This is a genomic window from Paenibacillus sp. 1_12, assembly GCF_900114475.1.
Lineage (GTDB): Bacteria > Bacillota > Bacilli > Paenibacillales > NBRC-103111 > Paenibacillus_S.
This window is the reverse complement of record NZ_FOTE01000005.1, coordinates 425,098-443,215: the sequence shown is the minus strand read 5'-3', so window position 1 is coordinate 443,215 and position 18,118 is coordinate 425,098. Positions and strand designations below refer to the sequence as shown.

General features: G+C 41.2%; 15 protein-coding genes. 12 read left to right on the top strand and 3 right to left on the bottom strand.

All coding sequences use genetic code 11. The annotated features are described in order from the left end of the window. The first annotated feature begins 1,166 nt into the window (after positions 1 to 1,166). From BM210_RS14595 to BM210_RS14585, 3 genes are read left to right on the top strand one after another with little or no spacing between them, the layout of a single operon-like run. A complete protein-coding gene (locus BM210_RS14595) occupies positions 1,167 to 2,090 on the top strand; it encodes an SP_1767 family glycosyltransferase (RefSeq protein ID WP_091169349.1) in 924 nt (307 codons plus the stop codon). Positions 2,091 to 2,108: 18 nt separating this feature from the next. Next, positions 2,109 to 3,104, top strand: coding sequence for a glycosyltransferase (locus BM210_RS14590; protein ID WP_091169347.1), 996 nt, complete (start codon positions 2,109 to 2,111; stop codon positions 3,102 to 3,104). 1 nt (position 3,105) lies between these two features. Then, complete coding sequence (locus BM210_RS14585; protein WP_091169436.1) at positions 3,106 to 4,653, top strand: lipopolysaccharide biosynthesis protein; 1,548 nt, start codon at positions 3,106 to 3,108, stop codon at positions 4,651 to 4,653. A 482-nt stretch (positions 4,654 to 5,135) separates the two neighbouring features. On the opposite strand, the gene BM210_RS36265 is transcribed toward BM210_RS14585, so the two are convergent. Both BM210_RS36265 and BM210_RS14575 read right to left on the bottom strand, forming a co-directional pair. Beyond that, the gene (locus BM210_RS36265; protein WP_371263478.1) at positions 5,136 to 5,339 is read right to left on the bottom strand and encodes a thioredoxin family protein; all 204 of its coding nucleotides are present in this window, start codon (positions 5,337 to 5,339) and stop codon (positions 5,136 to 5,138) included. A 149-nt stretch (positions 5,340 to 5,488) separates the two neighbouring features. Beyond that, a complete protein-coding gene (locus BM210_RS14575; RefSeq protein ID WP_091169344.1) occupies positions 5,489 to 6,874 on the bottom strand; it encodes an MFS transporter in 1,386 nt (461 codons plus the stop codon). A gap of 113 nt (positions 6,875 to 6,987) precedes the next feature. Here BM210_RS14575 and BM210_RS14570 point away from each other — a divergent pair, with 113 nt between their 5' ends. Next, positions 6,988 to 7,875, top strand: a complete 888-nt coding sequence (locus BM210_RS14570; RefSeq protein ID WP_091169342.1) for a LysR family transcriptional regulator — start codon at positions 6,988 to 6,990, stop codon at positions 7,873 to 7,875. A 181-nt stretch (positions 7,876 to 8,056) separates the two neighbouring features. Here the strand turns inward: BM210_RS14570 and BM210_RS14565 are convergent, their stop codons facing one another. Next, on the bottom strand, positions 8,057 to 8,494 hold the full coding sequence (locus tag BM210_RS14565) for a MarR family transcriptional regulator (RefSeq protein WP_256223616.1): 438 nt from the start codon (positions 8,492 to 8,494) through the stop codon (positions 8,057 to 8,059). A 281-nt stretch (positions 8,495 to 8,775) separates the two neighbouring features. Here BM210_RS14565 and uvrA point away from each other — a divergent pair, with 281 nt between their 5' ends. From uvrA to BM210_RS14525, 8 genes are all read left to right on the top strand, one after another. Then, positions 8,776 to 11,280, top strand: a complete 2,505-nt coding sequence (gene uvrA, locus BM210_RS14560; protein WP_091169338.1) for an excinuclease ABC subunit UvrA — start codon at positions 8,776 to 8,778, stop codon at positions 11,278 to 11,280. Between the two features lie 337 nt (positions 11,281 to 11,617). Next, positions 11,618 to 13,420, top strand: coding sequence for a methyl-accepting chemotaxis protein (locus BM210_RS14555; protein ID WP_091169337.1), 1,803 nt, complete (start codon positions 11,618 to 11,620; stop codon positions 13,418 to 13,420). Between the two features lie 83 nt (positions 13,421 to 13,503). Continuing rightward, the gene (locus BM210_RS14550; protein ID WP_091169335.1) at positions 13,504 to 13,701 is read left to right on the top strand and encodes a hypothetical protein; all 198 of its coding nucleotides are present in this window, start codon (positions 13,504 to 13,506) and stop codon (positions 13,699 to 13,701) included. Between the two features lie 279 nt (positions 13,702 to 13,980). Beyond that, positions 13,981 to 14,688 (top strand): response regulator transcription factor, encoded by a 708-nt coding sequence (locus tag BM210_RS14545; protein ID WP_091169334.1) that lies wholly within the window; start codon positions 13,981 to 13,983, stop codon positions 14,686 to 14,688. A 4-nt stretch (positions 14,689 to 14,692) separates the two neighbouring features. Continuing rightward, positions 14,693 to 16,075 carry a sensor histidine kinase gene (locus BM210_RS14540; protein ID WP_091169331.1) on the top strand — a complete coding sequence of 461 codons (1,383 nt, stop codon included), beginning with the start codon at positions 14,693 to 14,695 and terminating at the stop codon, positions 16,073 to 16,075. 96 nt (positions 16,076 to 16,171) lie between these two features. Continuing rightward, entirely contained in the window at positions 16,172 to 16,714 is a 543-nt protein-coding gene (locus BM210_RS14535) for an FG-GAP repeat domain-containing protein (RefSeq protein ID WP_091169329.1), read from the top strand. A gap of 21 nt (positions 16,715 to 16,735) precedes the next feature. Then, on the top strand, positions 16,736 to 17,416 hold the full coding sequence (locus tag BM210_RS14530; protein ID WP_256223606.1) for a phosphatase PAP2 family protein: 681 nt from the start codon (positions 16,736 to 16,738) through the stop codon (positions 17,414 to 17,416). 376 nt (positions 17,417 to 17,792) lie between these two features. After that, a complete protein-coding gene (locus BM210_RS14525) occupies positions 17,793 to 18,110 on the top strand; it encodes a CBS domain-containing protein (RefSeq protein WP_177237817.1) in 318 nt (105 codons plus the stop codon). The last annotated feature ends 8 nt before the right edge of the window (positions 18,111 to 18,118 follow it).

Below are 18,118 nucleotides of genomic sequence, written 5' to 3'. Positions count from 1 at the left end.
ATGAAGGTGTAGCCTAAAACTGGATTAAATACCGTCGTACGTAGGTTGGCCCATTCGCAGGACGACAAAGAAAGCACGGAGTACCGAATACCCGTTACTTAAGGGCGCAGACCCATACATTGAACACGATCGGCCTCCACCCCTTGGGCAGGTATAACGAAGGAAGGCAAGGGCATAGACCCGTTGAGATCTGGGAGGGTGAACCCCCGAGGGCAGTATGGAGAATACGTGCAGTAAATGGAATAATGAGGAAGTTATTATCTGACCCTCTGTTTACGCATGCCTTCATGGTCGATTCGGTGGATCACCATCTGTAATTATACCGTTATGTCCTTTATTAAGGGGTATAATCCTGCGAATAAGCGAGCATATGTGAGAAAAACCCTTAAAACCGAGGGAAGTAACGGGATAGTCTATCCTTAGCTCAAAGATTACTTGTGCTTTGATTTGCTTGCTTTGCACTAAGGCATTCAACTTTTTTAAGTAGGCATTTTCCATCCGTAAACGGTCTAATTCTGCTTGTAGTACTTTAGTCGATCCTTCACTTAGAGTTGAGTTATTTTCCTTCTTTATCGATGGACGCCTCTTTTTATGTGGATTGAGGGCGTCTTCACCCTGTTCTTCCTAGTACTCTTTTCTACTGCAAAACGGTAGAAGGTTCCGCAATGTTGTAAATGGCTGCTGTTTCTAACCGGGATATACCGGAAGGAAATGTAGAAGTTACTCAGACATGTCGGAGACAAACTGTATGATGGCGTGATCGTCATGGATATTGAACGTGTAGGCATGCGTCTATCTGTAATAAATTTATAGAATTTATGACAAAAAACGAAAAAATACTTAACTTCGAATATTTTGATTAATTTAATAAAATTAAAACAATGTGAGATATTTAAATTTGTTGTATACATATAGACAACAAATTTTCAAAAATATAATTGTTGATTATTGAAATTAAGAATTAAACTGACAGCGTTATCAGATGGAATAATACAAGATGGTTGGTACAAAAGGCGGAGATAAACTTGAGGGTATAAAATGTCCTTATCATTATAAATAAAACCAAAAGGAGCCACCTTAAAGGTTTATATTATTAAACACTTGATGGAATTTAATGGATGAGATAAAGTATGTTTATAACCATTTTACTAATGAGGTGAAGGCGTATGATTTCCTTCAAAATAAAAAGACATCTAGTGAAACTATGGAATGATTTTTTCGATTATAAGGCTTTATTTTTTAATAGAACAATTATTGCTTTGGATGCTGCAAGAACTCCTTTCCTATCCACACCACACATTAAGTCCATTGATGAAACCATAACGGATATAATAAGTTACAGAGCATCTGTAGGCAGGTACGGTGACGGAGAGTTAAAACTAATAAATAAACAAGGCATTTCATTTCAAATTTATAATGCATTACTATCTAAACGGTTAAGAGAAATATTATTATGTGAAGACGCTAACTTTTTAGTGTGTTTACCAGATGTATTTAAAGAACTGTCCCATTATGAAGATGAGCCGAAAAATTATTGGAAATTGCATATGGCAAAATTCAGAGTAAACTGGTACAAATTATTGAAGAAGGAAAAGGTGTATTATAATTCATTTATCTCTAGATGTTATTATTCTTTTCGTGATAAGTCTAATTGTAATGAATGGTTCACTCAGCTTAAGAAAATATGGGATGAAAGGGAAATTGTTTTCGTAGAGGGAAGGAAGAGCCGCTTAGGTATTGGTAATGACTTGTTTAATAATGCAAAATCAATTCAAAGAATTTTAGTTCCAGAAAAGGATGCGTTTTTAGAATATGATCGAATCTTATCTGAAGCTAAAAAAATGGATAAGAGCAAACTACTACTCTTGGCTATAGGCCCTACAGCTACGGTGTTAGCCTATGATTTACATAAGGATGGGTATCAAGCTATTGATATTGGTCATTTAGATATTGAGTATGAATGGTTTTTAAGAAAAGCTAAAACTAAAACTCAAATTGAAAATAAATATGTCAATGAAGCAGGAACAACAACTGAAATTGGTGAGCTTCAAGATTTAAATTATTTGAATGAAATCATAGTTAAAATTTGAACATTGTGAGGGAATGAATTGGCTAAAATAAGCGTTGTAGTCCCGATATACAAAGTAGAAAAATGGCTAGCCACTTGCTTAGAGAATATCCTAAAGCAATCTTTTGGCGATTTTGAATTAATACTTGTAAACGACGGTTCCCCGGATAGATGCGGTGAAATAGCAGATGAATATGCTGCTAAAGATTCTCGAATTAAAGTAGTTCATAAGCTTAATGGGGGTGTAAGTTCTGCGAGAAATATAGGCATTGAAGCGTCTATTGGTAAATATATTTGTTTCATTGACCCTGACGATAAGATATCTGAAGATTTTCTTCTAAAATTATACACTATTGCAGAAGAAAATGATTGCGATGTTGTCATTAGTGGGTATAACACAATTCCAAACAATAATGAATTTAAACCAAATTTTAAACTAAATACTGTAATGAGTGGGATCGATTTAATATTAAGTTGCGATAATATTCATTCCAACAATGACCTATGTTTTATATGGAGAAATATTTATAAGTTAAGTTCATTAAAGGAGAAAAACATTCGCTTTAATGAAGAAATTTCTATTGGGGAAGATACAATCTTTAATTTAGAAATTTTAATAAAGTCTAAAAAAACTTATGCTATTGCAGATACTCTATATAATTATACGGTGAATAACCCAGACAGCACAATGAGTATGAAGTATAAGCCTAACCTAGAAAGTAGCTTGGTCTTACAATATAAAATCAGAAAAGAACTTTCGGTAAGGTATGGATTATTAAAGAATAAGCAGTATAAAAAAGATATGGCTTACTATTACTTGACAAACATATATAGAATGATAATTAATAATCTCAAAAATAGTCCCAAGCGCAATAGTAAAGAGGAATTAACTAGAATACTCAATCTGGGAATGTTTTTAGATAGCACTAGAGAAATTGGCTTTTCATATAAAAATAGTAACATGAAAGAGTATATTTATTATTTGGCACTAAAATTTAAATTCTTGCCAATTCTCAAAAAGGAATTAAATGGCTAATATGAGAATAAAAAATTCAATAATTAATGTGTCGGCAGGGTTAGGTAGTCAATTAATTATAACCTTGCTGAGTTTCATTTCAAGAACGGTATTCATTAACAGTTTAGGTGTTGAATTTTTAGGGATTAACGGTTTATTTTCTAACATATTGGGAATGTTGGCACTTGCCGAAGCTGGAATAGGTTCAAGCATAATTTACGCTCTCTATAAACCAGTAGCAGAAAACAATATTGAAAAAATCAATGCACTTATGAGATTATATCGTAATGCATATAGGATAATCGCTCTTATCGTATTTATATTAGGAGTATCATTGCTACCATTTTTAAAATACATTGTTGGAGATACTACTATTGAAAATGTGAATTTGATTTACTGTATCTTTTTACTTAGTACGGTATCCTCATATTTTTATTCTTACAAAGTATCTTTGTTAAACGTAAACCAAAAAAATTATATTGCGACAGGAATTTATTCTTTATCATCTATTATTTCGACCTGCATAAAAATTGCTATCATATATTACACAAAAGATTATGTTTTATATCTTATAATTGATATCGCTCTTACTTTAACCACATCCATTATCCTGTCAATTATTGTTGATAGAATATATCCCTATTTGAAAAATAAAGTAATAATCAAACTAGACATAGAAACAAAGACAGGCATCATAAAAAACATGAAGGCCATGGTATTACATCAAATAGGCGGTTATGCTGTTTTTGGTACTGATAACATAATAATTTCTAGTTTTATCAGTGTAGTAGCGGTAGGATTGTATTCGAATTATTATATGTTAATTAATATCTGTAGAACTTTTATAAACCAAATTTTTGATAACATAACACATAGCATAGGAAATTTAGTAGCAGAAGAAAATGAAACAAGAGTATACAGTGTATTTAAAGTCATAATGCTTTTTAATTTCTGGATATATTCGTTTTTTACTATAGTCCTGTATATAACTATAAGTCCATTCATTAGTTTGTGGATTGGAAATAATTTTCTATTAAGTGATGGTATATTAATAATAATTATGCTGAATTTTTTTGTTTCTGGTATGCGGCGTTCTATATCTATGGTTAAGCAAACATCGGGAATCTTTCACGAAGATCGATATGCTCCTTTTGTTGAGGCAGCTGTAAATCTTGTTGTATCCATCATATTGGTTCAGTATTGGGGTATAGCTGGCGTATTCTTTGGGACATTTGTTAGCACAATTGCAGTTCCATTTTGGATTGCGCCATACTTAGTTTACAAAAAATCTTTCAAGGTGCCATTGAGAAACTATTTTGCTAAATATGCATACTATTTCGTGGTTGGTCTTGCGACTCTTATTATTACCTACTATATTTGTGGTCTAATTATATCTGTTAGCTTAATCAGCTTTGCCATAAAAACAGCCATTGCATTAATTATTCCAAATATAATCTATGTGATACTCTTTCGTAAAACTGAAGAGTTCATATATTTGTTTAGAATAGTAAAGAGCTTATTTGAAAAATTGTCATTTAAAAACAGGAAGGGCAGTAATTTAACAGGATAGAAGGTTCAATGAAATAGCTATATGGAGACAGGTTCTATGCTTGTTGTTGAAAAAAACTGTGAACTACTAGTAGTCCTCCTAATAATTCTAATGTGTATATTAAAAATTAATTAGATAAGCAAATGGAGGTTGTCCCAAAAGCCATGAATATGGCTGCGGGGCTCCCTCTTTTTCAAATATTTATTGTGAAACAAAAAGAAATCGTCCTCTGGTAATATGAAAGTGCGACTAGGGTCCGTCAAATATTTTGTGAAGACTCTTTTACTGACCTTCCCCCGAGGGGGGAAATGTCGGAAATTAGCGCAAATGCTAGTCGATTCGCTCGGGATAATCTGCCCGTATATCCGACTGATGCTTTTTCAACTCAAGCGCTTCAAATTCGCCTTGTCAGTCGCGCGTTAAGTAAATGGCAGCCGTCAGTCCAGACGGCCCCGTGCCGTTGACGATGGATTTGTATGTCGTCATTGCAATTCCTCTCTTACCTACGATTGTTCGCCAGCTAATGCAAAGATTTTGTTTTTCAGTCTCGCTTTCGATTTCAAGCCGATTATTTTGTCTACCAGCTCGTTATCCTTGAAAAGAAGCAGCGTAGGAATGTTGATTACGTCGAATTGCATCGCCAGTTCGCCCTCATCGTCAACGTTTACTTTGACTAGCGCTGCTTGCCCTTGCAGCTCAACGGCCAATTCTTCTACGATATGAAGCTGAGTTTTGCAAGGCCCGCACCATGGAGCTCAAAAATCAATCAGGGTGACCCCAGCAATAACCTGACTTTGAAACGTTTTGCTTTTGTTAATAAGATTGCTGCCATCAAAAATTCCTCCTTATAGTGAACCTATAACTCCCTCAATTGCCCTGACTCCCGATGCCGCCGACTCATGAATACCAAAGACAATGCTATTACCGTGAGGATAATCCCAAGCACCCGCAATCCCCCGGCACTGAAATTACCTCCCATTACGATGCCTATCAACAAGGAAGAGAGAATGGTTCCCAGGTATCTTGATGTATTAAATAATCCGGATGCTACTCCGATTATTTCTTTTGGAGAACTCTTGAATAAAGCTGCTTGCATACCGACATTGTTCAATCCGTTGCTAATACCGAATGCAGCTAAAGCCAAACACACACTGATAACCGGTGAAGCTTGGTTCAATGACACGATCCACACAGAACCTAATGTCATCAGTATTCCGGACAAGAGCAATGCTGGTCGAGGTCCTGATTTATCGATCCATCGTCCTGCTATTGGAGAAACGACGAGTGAGCACAAGCCTAAGCTTAGCATGAGAATCCCTGTATGGAACTCGCTGACATGACGTACCATTTGCAAGTAGGACGGAAGCCCGAAAAAGAGCGAGTAAAAAAGTACGTTAACGAGCATGAATTCGATATTAACCCAAGTCATAGCAGGATATTTGGCGAACATGCGCAAAGGAATAAATGGAGACGTTGCTTTTAACTCATGTCGTACGAAAGCCCCCAGCACTACCAGGCCGATTAGCCCGACAATGACATGACCAAACGAAACATGCCCAGATGATTTTGCTGACAGCAATCCAACAAGCAGGGTAACCAGACCCACTGTGAAGAGCAGAATCCCTGACGCATCAATCACATCCAACCACTTACGAAAGGACATGCTGCGTAGAGTGGATGTTGGCGGTGCGTCCTTTGGAATAGTCCGCCAAGCTAATAGAAAGCTCGCTATCACGAATGGAATATTAACGATAAAGATAGCAGGCCAATCCCACCAGTGAATCAAGACCCCGCCAATAAAGGGGCCAACTGCTGCCGCTCCCGACAGGAACATGGCCATAACGGATAGTGCAGTTGCTTGTTTTTCCTTAATATGAATTCGCACAATGGCCATTCCAACCGCAACCACCATGCTGGTTCCAATGGATTGCACAATGCGGAACACGATGAGCCACCCAAAGCTTGGTGATAGCGGAGCTAATAAAGATGCCACGAAGGCAACAACAAGCCCTGTAAGGAATATCTTCCTGCGACCGAATAAATCACTGGCCTTTCCCATGATAGGTTGAGCGATAGCACTCGCAATGTAGAAAGAAAAAATCACCCAGGAAACAACTGTAAAGTCAAGGTGATACACATTTTGCAGCCTTACAATAGCAACAGCAATCATCGAAGAATTTAATGGGTTTAACAGCACACCCAGTCCAACGGAAATTAACAACCATCTGCTGCGAGCATTCATTTTCGGTTCCCCCTAAAGCGTAATAATGTCATTGTACTTAAAATCGATAATTCATTCCAACGCATTGTATGTTATAATCTCATTGATTTGAAGGAATGAGTGGAGGATGCATAATGGAAATACTTCAACTGCAATATTTTCTTACGGTAGCTCGATTAGAACATATGACCGAAGCTGCACGAAGTCTGCACATTACGCAATCGTCACTAAGCAAAACCATTCAACGCCTGGAGGAGGATCTCGGAGCACCTCTATTTGATCGAATAGGGAGGAAGCTGCGATTAAATGAGTTCGGAAGCAGATTCCGTCGCCGTGCAGAAAGGGCCTTGTTTGAATTGGAACAGGGGAAGCAGGAGCTCAGCGACTTATCCAGCCCGGAACATGGAACACTGGAATTGGCGGTGACCACTGCAAGCACGTTACCCAGCATCCTTCGAGAGTTTCGGATAAAGCGGCCCAATATCCAATTTCATGTGCAAATGCTTACCACCCAGGAAATGGTTACGCTTCTTCATAGAGGAGAAGTCGATTTCTGCTTGTCCTCACCCCCAATAGAAGGGGATGACATTGAATGTCTAATCGTGTTCATCGATCCGATCCTTGTAGCTGTTCCAGAAAGGCATCAGTTAGCAAACCGAAGCAGTGTATCCTTGATAGAACTAAGGGATGAATGGTTTGTAGGTGTAAAGAGGGGCTACGGTACGCGCGATTTAGTGGACTCTGTATGCAAATCGGTTGGATTTGTCCCTAAATATGTGTATGAGGGGGATGAACCTGCAAGGCTAAGCGCGCTTGTGGAAGCCGAAATTGGCATAGCCTTCATACCAAGCACGGCAAGGAATTCACGGGAACATATTAAATATCTCGAAGTAGAGAATCACGAATTGGTAAGGGAGATAGCTTTATTATGGCATAAGAGTCGATACATTTCGCGGGCTGCTCTGGAATTCCGTGAGGTCGTTGTAAAATACTTTGAGGCGTTATCCAAACAGACAATGTAACCAGGCTTTGTTAAATATGATGTGGGCAGAAGTCGTTTAGAAATAACGGAGCTTCGCGGATTGGCGAGCTCTGTTTTCTAATAAATTCTTGAATATCACAAAAATGCAATAAAAGGACGATACCGCGAAGTCATTTTTGACCTATCCGGAATATCGTCCTTTTGTGTTTAAGCTATAAGGTTCAGGAAGAAGATTTACTGCTTGTCTTGGAGCTGAGATGATGAATCTGCTCTTCCAGGACCGTACTCGCTTTGCCTAAAAACTGTGTAATGAGCTCTAGCTCTTCTATGGTATAGGAGGAAGCCAGTTTAACCATCGCGGTGTGAAGGGGGAGGTACGTAGTGCTGACCTCTTCTTTATTTTCATATAAAGGGACAATAATGACTTTGCGGCGATCATTTGGATCATTTTGTCTGCGTACAAAACCGTTTTTTTCAAGTCGGTCAATTAATGCGGTAACGCTTCCTGTAGCGAGTCCGGTTAGTTTTGACAGCTCACCAGCGGTGATGGGACCTTTTTCGTGTAAGATATCTATGGATAAAAAATCATTATTGTATAACCCGAGAGACGTAGCTACATGCTGCTGGTATAGTACTGTTCGGGTTCCCAAGCCTCGCATGCGTAAGGTGAAATTTTCCTGTAGATCTGTTGGTTGATCTTGGTGATCGCTTGACAAAAGACAACCCTCCTTTTAAGATATAAACATCTCGATCATCAAGATACTAGATATAAAAGATAATGGATGGACGTATGATTAATCGAATTTATTCTATCGAAATTTTTGCTAATTTGCAAAGGATATAGCATAGCAGCATAACAACATAACACCATGTATAACGGGAAGCTCTGAGGACGATCCCCTTAACGATATGATCAAATTGAACATGTGGAGGATTTATTATGAAAGACGCTATTGTTATAAAGGGTGCACGGGAGAATAACCTGAAGAATGTCTCGCTTTCGATCCCTAAGCACAAGCTGGTCGTACTGACAGGTCCTTCGGGCTCTGGCAAATCGACGTTGGCTATGGATACGCTTCAGCGGGAATGTCAGAGACAGTATATGGAATCCATGGGCTTGACATCGGATTCGATCAGCAAGCCAAAGGTCGAATCTATTGAAGGATTGTCCCCGTCCATCAGTGTTGGACAACATGTGACCAACCGCAACCCGCGCTCGACGGTCGGGACTGTGACCGACATCTACACGTATGTCCGTTTTATCTTTTCCAGACTAGGGGAGCGAATATGCTCATCCTGCAGCGGCAGCATCCCGCCTTCTTTTGAGCCGGCAGGACTGTTGGCAGAGGAAGACGATGAGATGGAACGTCAAACGGTGCGCTGTCCGCATTGCCATACAGAGCTTGAGAAGCTCGGGATGTCACACTTTTCCTTCAACAAGCCAGAGGGAGCTTGTGAAGTATGCAGTGGGCTTGGTCATGTGGCAAGCATTAATGAAGCGGCTGTTTTTAATCAGGAGCTCAGCATACGCGGCGGGGGCGTTGCTTCTCTAAACGGCGTGCATCGTGATATTCAGATCCGTATTTTGATAGCTGCTGGTAAGCATTATGGATTTGACCTTGACCCTGATCAGCCCTTGAAGGATTATGGTGAAATTCAGCGTGATTTGCTCTACTACGGAGTCGAGAGTGAGGCATTCAAGCGCCATTATCCGAATGTGAAGCCTGTCCAAGGCACTAAATTTGAAGGTGTTATTCCTGGTTTGTGGCGTCGTTACAAGGAGAAGGAGGGTGAGTCAGGCGCCCAGGAAAAAGACGGAAGCTTTTTTCATGAACAGCTATGCCCTGAATGCCACGGAGCTCGCTTGAAAAAAGAAATTCGTCTTGTTGAGGTAGCTGACGCATCTATCACTGAGATATCGGACTGGTCGCTCGGCGATGTCTATGAGTGGACGAGAGGGTTGCAAGCGGTGCTTCCGATTGAAGGACTTCATCTGCTTGAGCCGATCCTCCATGACATGCCTGTACGGTTAAAGCGGATTATGGATGTAGGACTCGGCTACCTTTCCATGAATAGGCAGACGGTAACACTGTCTGGCGGAGAAGCTCAACGACTTCGGCTCGCATCGCTGCTCGGTTCTGGCCTGACTGGCGTGCTGTATATTTTGGATGAACCGACAACAGGGCTTCATCCACGAGATACGGTTGGCCTCATTAGGGTGCTTCAGGAGCTGCGCGATCTGGGCAATACAGTCCTCGTTATCGAGCACGATGTTGAGATGATGCGTGCTGCTGATCATATTATCGATATAGGTCCTGGTGCTGGATTAAACGGCGGGGTCGTTGTAGGTGAAGGCAGCCTGGAGGAATTGATGGCAAGTGAGCTTTCGGTTACTGGCGCTTATTTGAGAGAAGAGAGTCTCTCGACGCCTACACGTGTCCGCAGAAAAGGGAACGGACAGCATATCACGATCCGGGAAGCTCAGATCCGAAATATTAATATCCCTGTAGTTTCCTTTCCGCTTGGCTGCCTAGTATCCGTAACGGGGGTTTCTGGATCGGGCAAATCCACGCTTGTATTCGATATCCTTGCCCAAGGAAGTCCGAAAGGAACCGAACAGATGGGATACAAGGAAATGACGGGCTTGGAGCAAGTCGGTAATATCGTGATCTTTGACCAAACGCCAATGGGGAGAATGCAGCGCTCCAATGTCGCTACCTATACAGATGTGTTTACACACCTGCGCCAGCTGTTTGCTGGATTGCCTGAGGCTAAGGAACGCAAGCTGACTTCGAAGCATTTTTCATTTAATACACCAGGAGGTCGTTGCGAGACATGCCAGGGTTTGGGTGTATTATCCGTAGATATGAATTTCCTGCCTGATCTAGAAGTGAAATGCCACGATTGCAAGGGGAGAAGGTTTACTGACGAGGTCCTGCAGGTTCAGTATGAAGGGTTCTCCATCTCGGATCTGCTGAATATCTCGGTGCAGGAAAGTTTGCCGATCCTCAAGTCGGAGGCCAAAATTGCAGGTATAATCACGATGCTGTGTGAGGTAGGGCTGGGTTACCTGAAATGGGGTCAGTCAGTCAAAACCTTATCTGGAGGCGAGGGACAGCGGATCAGGCTGGCCAAAGAGCTGAGTAAACCATCCAAAAACCATACGCTCTATCTGTTGGATGAGCCGACGACCGGTCTCCATCCGTCTGATATTAAGCAGCTTCATGTCCTACTGAATAAACTCGTCAACACGGGAAATACTGTTGTCGTTGTCGAGCACAGCTTGGAGCTGATCCGTGAATCCGATTGGGTGATCGATATTGGCCCGGAAGGAGGCTCTGCCGGCGGCAAACTTGTAGCCGAAGGTACACCAGAGCAGGTAGCCGAAGTTCCGGGTTCTTACACAGGCATGTTTTTGAAACGGATTTTGGTCGAAGGACTCTGATCAGTTTTTATAGGTTCACATAGATTTTATCTATGATATTAATCAAATCAACAAATAAAATTAATATTCGTCTGACATTTCTCCATTACAATTATTACTATATAAGATGAACTAAACATCATGACAGCAAAGAGGCGCTACGAAAGCATACCCCTCTTCCAATCGCTGTTGCAGCCAGATTCTTTCGATTCTTAGCCCCATAGGGGTAAGGGTAAGAATCCGTCTGCAAAGGCGAACACTCCGTTTCTCCAGAAGGGTCTGCTTTCTCCGCTCGGGCTGTGTGTTTCTTTGGTTCATCTTATATAGGAAGTAAGATTGTGATGGAGGAGATTTAGGTATGAGGATCAGAGGATTACGGTTACGTCGTGATTGGGACAAAGTATGGACTGCCATTCAATCTTCGACTCTCGCACTCACGGTAAGAAAAAAACTGCTTGGGTCCTTTTTGGTGATGATTGTACTTTTAGGTGTACTTGGATGGATCAGTATGAGCAAAATAGCGTCCATGCAGCTGGAAAACGAGAAAATCACGACTTCCTGGCTATTTAGTATAGAAACGATTAACAGGATTAATTTGCTGGCCGAACAAATGCTTGCCTTGCAGGCCACCATGATCATGGAGCCAAATGAGGACAATAAAAAGCAGTTTATGCCTGAAGCGGGAAAGCTGTTCACCGCGGTTGAAGCCAATATGGAACAATATGCAACGAAAATCAAAACCGAAGAGGAACAAGCCTATTTCGATACCTTGACTAAGGCGTGGAGGAATTATAAGGACTATTATTCCGATGCATTTGTACTATCACAGAGAGTGAACTTCGTAGAAGGTTCCGGAACGTACGCTGGTCAAATTACGAAGATGCTAACCACCACACAGGGCGCCTATCATACGATGCAAAAGCAGATCGATCTGTTAGTCAAGCTGAATCATGACGGAGCTCTCGTTTCTACCGAAGAAAGTAAACAGCTTTATCAAAACGCGCTGAGGGATACGATCTTAACGCTTCTCATTGCTGTAGCGGCAGCTATCGGATTGTCGATAGTCATTTCCAACCATTTTGCCAATCCTATAGGGCAGGTTTCGTTAGCGCTGCAACGAATAGCGGATGGCGATCTTACCCTGAACAATCTACAAGTAAGCAATCGGGACGAAATTGGACAGTTAGTCACTTCATTAAATAAGATGTCGTTGAATCTGCGGACTCTTTTGTTGCAAATACAAGATGCGTCTACTCATGTAGCTGCTTCCTCTGAACAGTTACTGGAGAGCTCCGAGAAAAATGCCAAGGCCGCTGAACACGTCACTCAGTCTGTACAAATCGTAGCTGCGGGTTCCGAGAATCAGATGCAAAGCGCTACGGAAACAAGCATGGCGATGGAGGAAATGACAATGGGCGCGCTCAGGATCGCTCAATCCACAGCCGAAGTATCAGAGCTGGCTGTAGAGACATCTCGCCAAGCAGAAGCTGGCAACAACACAATGCAAGCTTTTGTCGGGATTATGAACAATATTAGCGAATCTGTCAGACGCTCCGGTGAAGAAATGCAGCGATTGGAAGGGCATTCACATGAAATCGGAATGATCACCAAGCTGATAGGCGACATAGCCAAACAAACGGTTATGTTGGCACTGAATGCAGCTATTGAGTCGGCGAGAGCTGGGGAACACGGACGTGGATTTGCAGTAGTTTCCCAAGAAGTGCGCAAGCTGGCCGAGCAATCCAACGTAGCTGTTAAACAGATTACAGATATTATTAATAAAATCCAAAATGATACCCAACATGCTGCAGGTACGATGAAACAAGGGTTACATGCTGTAGAGCAAGGGATTACGGCTATCGAAAACGTTAGTAACTCTTTCTCAAACATCGTACAGTCCACCGAGAACGTGACTGATAAAATTCAGGATGCAGCCTCAGCGGCCCAGCAGATGGCTGCCAGCTCCCAGCATGTTTCTGCATCTATCCTTGAAATGAGCAGTATTGCACGAAGATCCTCCTCTTCTGCCAAAACCGTGGCAGCCACAACAGATGGGCAGCTCGTTTCCGTCAACGAGATTGCGGCTTCTGCCTACTTGTTAAGCAATGTGGCCCAAGATTTAAGTGATCTGGTTGGCAGCTTCAAGGTAACAGCCGAATAGACGTTCCGACTCCTCAGAGTGGACAGCGTGACACGAACATGAGCAGCCTGTGAAATCAGGCTCTTTTTAACCTGGCTGTGCCCGTGCAAAATATGATCACCTACCAATCATTGCTGCAAAGTATGAACAATCTGCAGCCGCAGGATATCCAGGAGCTGTTGACGCCGCATTCGCTTCGGTCTGCCGGCATTATGGTGATGTTTGTTCCGCTGCTGGTTGTGTGTCCATTCCTGCAAAAATATTTCGTTAAATGCGTCTTAATCGGTACCGTAAAAGGATAGAAGTCGTTCGATTCGAGTTTAACATCGTGTAACTATTGACAGCCTGCAATTTCGAGAGTACCATTCAATATAAATGATAGGTCTTCGTTAAGGTGAGGCTATAAGTTTGACGATTTCAATTCTTAGCGAAACGAGATAACGATGAAACAGCCAGCTCTCTCTGATCCTAGGGAGAGCTTTTTTTGTGGAGAACTGAATATTCGTAATGTTTACGAACAGAAGAATGGCTACATGCAGTGAGCTCAACGGAAAGCATTGCCTGTTTTAGGAGGATTGTAAGTGAACACTTTAGACCGTAATCAAGTTCTCATCGTTGAGGATGATGATCATATTAGACGTTTTGTAGCAATTAATTTGGATAGAAACAATTTTAGCGTCAGTGAAGCTGCTTTGGGTGAGTTGGCTCTAAGTATGTTTGCTGCAAATCGGCCTGATGTGGTTGTTCTGGACATCATGCTTCCCGATATGGATGGTTTCGAATTGTGCAGGAGGTTAAGAGATAGGGACCCCGACATTGTTATCATCTTTATAACTGCGCGTGGTCAAGATCTGGACAAAATCAAGGGACTTGAGCTTGGTGCGGACGATTATATTGTAAAACCGTTTAATCCATTAGAACTCGTTGCAAGAATAAGAACGATATTACGCCGTACCCAGAAAGTGATCGGACCCCCTCAGAGAACAACACTTCAATCGGGTTCGATCCTTCTTGATCTTGATTCTAAGAAGTTGTTCAAACACGATTGTTTAATAGAAGTGACTCCCAAGGAGTACCAAATGGTTAAAGTATTTTTGGAAAACCCTGACAAAGCGTTATCCAGGGACATACTCTTGAACCTTATATGGGGAGTAGATTATGTGGGCGATACCAAAACCGTAGATGTCCATGTAAGAAAACTGAGAGAAAAGATGGAGGACGACTGCTCCAAACCACAGTTGATCGAAACTGTATGGGGACTGGGCTACCGTTGGAGAAAGGACGGTTGAATAGTTGGGCATTCAAAAAAGATTAGTAGGAAGTTACTTGATTGTTATTTTAATTACAGTAACCATTCTGGAAATTTTCCTTCTGGTTTCGGTGAAGTATTATTATTATCACAATATTGAACGCATTCTGATGAATCAAGCGGAATTGTCTGCTTCTTTTTTTCATCAATATTTTGCTGATGAAGATTTGCAAGCACAATCCGAACGATTACTGAACGGATTTGCGCAAAATTCTGCTGCTCAGGTACAAATTATAAGCTCATCCGGACAACTTCTTCAAGACTCAACCTCACATCTAGTAGGTAAAAGTATGATTAAATACCAGGATGTGCAGGAGGCACTCAGCGGAAATATCGGAATATGGAGGGGAAATGACCCAATCACGCATGAAGATATTTTAGCGGTCTCGTATTCGTTGCGTGCTAAGGATATCACCGTAGGTGCAGTCAGGTTTGTGACTTCTCTTACCGAAACGGTGGAAACCATCAATCATATTTTTGTCGTCTTTATTTCAGTAGGCTTATTTGTTGTCGCCATAGTCACGGTTCTCGGCATCTTTCTATCCAGAACCATCACTAATTCAATCACAGAGCTCAAGCTCGCGGCAGATAAAATGGCAGAAGGAGACTTTTCCGTTACTGCAAAGAAACAATACCAAGATGAGCTTGGCTCGTTGGCGGATACCTTAAATACGATGGCAGCTAAAATACGTCTAAACGAACAGCTCAAAAATGATTTTATTACTTCAGTTTCTCATGAGCTTCGCACTCCGTTAACCTCCATTAAGGGTTGGGTTGTCACGTTAATATCGAATCGGGAAGACAGCGGTGCTATGCTACAAGACGGTCTTGAAATCATCGAAACGGAAACAGACAGGTTGACCGAAATGGTAGATGAGCTGCTTGATTTTTCTAAATTGGATAACGAACGAATAGTTTTAACCTCTACCTCACTTCATATTTCCGAATTTATTCAGCATATTGGAAAACAGATGGCTCCAAGGGCTGCACGACAAAGTATTTCATTTGAAGTACATGCTGACGATACGCTCCCAATCATTCAAGCCGACGAAAATAGACTGAAACAGGTGTTGATCAATCTTTTAGATAACTCACTCAAATTTACAGATCCTAACGGCAGCATTCAGCTTTATGCTAACTCAGTTCAGGGATATGTCATGATTTCCGTAGAGGATACGGGATCGGGAATTGCTGAGGGAGATATGGCTCATGTCCTTCAAAAATTTTACAAGGGAAACAACCACGCAGCAGGCAGCGGTCTCGGGTTATCGATATCAGAGCAAATCATCAAACTGCATGGCGGTCAGCTGCTAATAGAAAGTCAAGAGGGATTAGGTACAAAGGTTGAGATATTTCTCCCAAAATAAGGAAAAACACAATTTTAACTTTTTCATAACCTATTATTTACAAAAAAAATATAAAATAAAATATGAACAATCATAAATGAAGAGCAGGGGGGACAAATGGTAAATAGGTTGGTTTCAACAGGACTCATCGTGACGACGGTATTGTGGCTCGGCGGGTGTGGAATGCCTGCTTCTCCCATCGACTTAATAAAGCCTCCTATCTCTGAAGGAACGATCCAAAAGGATAAATGGAGTAAAACCTTCCAAACCTTACTTCCTGACGGAGCTAGATTATTAGCCTCTGTTCATGAAAAAGAGAGCAATGGCATTGTATTCGGTGATGTGGATGGAGACGGCATCAATGAGGCTATAGTGGTATACGAAGAAGATGTTCTGAATGAAAGGAAACTAAAGGCTGCATTATTGAAGCAAAATAAAGAGGAATGGCAAGTCGTTTGGGATACTAAGGGATTCGGCTACGGCCTGGATAAGGCAGGGTTTGCAGATATTAATAAGGACGGTCGTCCAGAGATCATTCTGGGATGGTCCTTGGGTACTGGAGGAAATGGGCTCGATATTTATGAATGGAGCAACAATACATTAAAGCTATCCGTTAAAAAAGGATATCAGGGACATCTTGATTTAAATCATATTCCTTAATAAATGAAAGTGGGATCATACTTGAAAAAAACACGACATCATCGTATTATAATGTACTTCAGTCTTTTACTGTTGGTAGGTTTTAGCGCGTTGGCAATTGTAGCTAACCAATACCCATTGAACTCATTTGATCTGAACCTCGCAGCTTTTGTACAAAGCTTTGAACAACCAGGTTTAACCAAAGTTATGGAAATTTTCACCACCATCGGTTCAACCAAATATTGCATAGTTATCATCCTTTTGGCGATGATTTATTTATACTTCGTGCACGGCCACCGTAAAGAACTGATTTTTTTAAGTGGAGTTTTAGGCGGATCTGCAGTTTTAAATCAACTCTTAAAAGCGGTTTTTCACCGGGAGCGTCCTAGTGTCTATCGTTTGATAGAGGAAACCGGCTTCAGCTTTCCCAGTGGTCATGCCATGGGAGCCATTGCATTGTATGGGGCTTTGGCGTTTCTTTTGTGGCGTCATACAGCTACAAGACCAGGACGTAGTTTGCTGATTGTATTGAGCTGCTTCATGATTTTCATGATTTGTGTAAGCCGGATTTATCTTGGCGTGCATTATCCAAGTGACATTATCGGTGCATTAATGGTCAGTGGATTTTGGTTGACCCTTATGATTTGGATTTTCCAAAGGTATATGGAACACCAAGAGCAAAAATCATCTTCCAATCTCAAAGCAAATGTGAACAATAATTAAGAACCATAATTCAATAGAGGAGTCACATCCTTCAATTTTAGGGTCTGCTATATGGCAGGCTCTTTTTGATTACGGCAGGAGTGATTTTAACCTTTTCATAACCTTTTATTTCCCTTGGGAATATAAAATAGAGAACAGAAGTGGAGCAATGGGAGGAAGGTCACCAATGAACTCCTGGTTTATTGAAATGAATGTATCAGTCACCGAATCTCTTAAATTATTTTTGTCACAAAAAAATATTCAACAGTTCAAAACTGTTCTTTTTAGCTTACATACTGCAGACCGGGCAGCTTTCTTTTTGTTTCGCGAGAGGTGGCAGCTTTTTTAAAGTCAATTTCGCAACGGAAAGCAGCTTCCATATTACAACATATAGAGCTTGAACAACGAAAACCTCCAGGCTTTGCCTGTCACGGATAGAAACGGCGTTATGATAGGAATCATAACGATAGATGACGTTCTCAATTTATTGGAAGAACGGATCGCGTTACGGATCGACAATATCGCCGCGCCATTCATCGTGACCCTTCAACAGATTGCGATGCTCGCAATATTCATCCCGGTCATTCTCGGCATGTCGGGAAACAGTGGTATACAATCACTATCTGTTGGAATAAGAAAAATGACAAAGAACCCATTAAACACTAAAGATAGATGGCAATTACTTGGTAAGGTAGTAGGCTTAACCACGAATTAATCTCGAAG

Coding starts and splice junctions, on each gene's coding strand:
- BM210_RS14595 (WP_091169349.1), top strand. CDS start 1,167: ATGATTTCCTTCAAAATAAAAAGACATCTAGTGAAACTATGGAATGAT.
- BM210_RS14585 (WP_091169436.1), top strand. CDS start 3,106: ATGAGAATAAAAAATTCAATAATTAATGTGTCGGCAGGGTTAGGTAGT.
- BM210_RS14575 (WP_091169344.1), bottom strand. CDS start 6,874: ATGAATGCTCGCAGCAGATGGTTGTTAATTTCCGTTGGACTGGGTGTG.
- BM210_RS14570 (WP_091169342.1), top strand. CDS start 6,988: ATGGAAATACTTCAACTGCAATATTTTCTTACGGTAGCTCGATTAGAA.
- BM210_RS14565 (WP_256223616.1), bottom strand. CDS start 8,494: ATGCGAGGCTTGGGAACCCGAACAGTACTATACCAGCAGCATGTAGCT.
- uvrA (WP_091169338.1), top strand. CDS start 8,776: ATGAAAGACGCTATTGTTATAAAGGGTGCACGGGAGAATAACCTGAAG.
- BM210_RS14555 (WP_091169337.1), top strand. CDS start 11,618: ATGAGGATCAGAGGATTACGGTTACGTCGTGATTGGGACAAAGTATGG.
- BM210_RS14535 (WP_091169329.1), top strand. CDS start 16,172: ATGGTAAATAGGTTGGTTTCAACAGGACTCATCGTGACGACGGTATTG.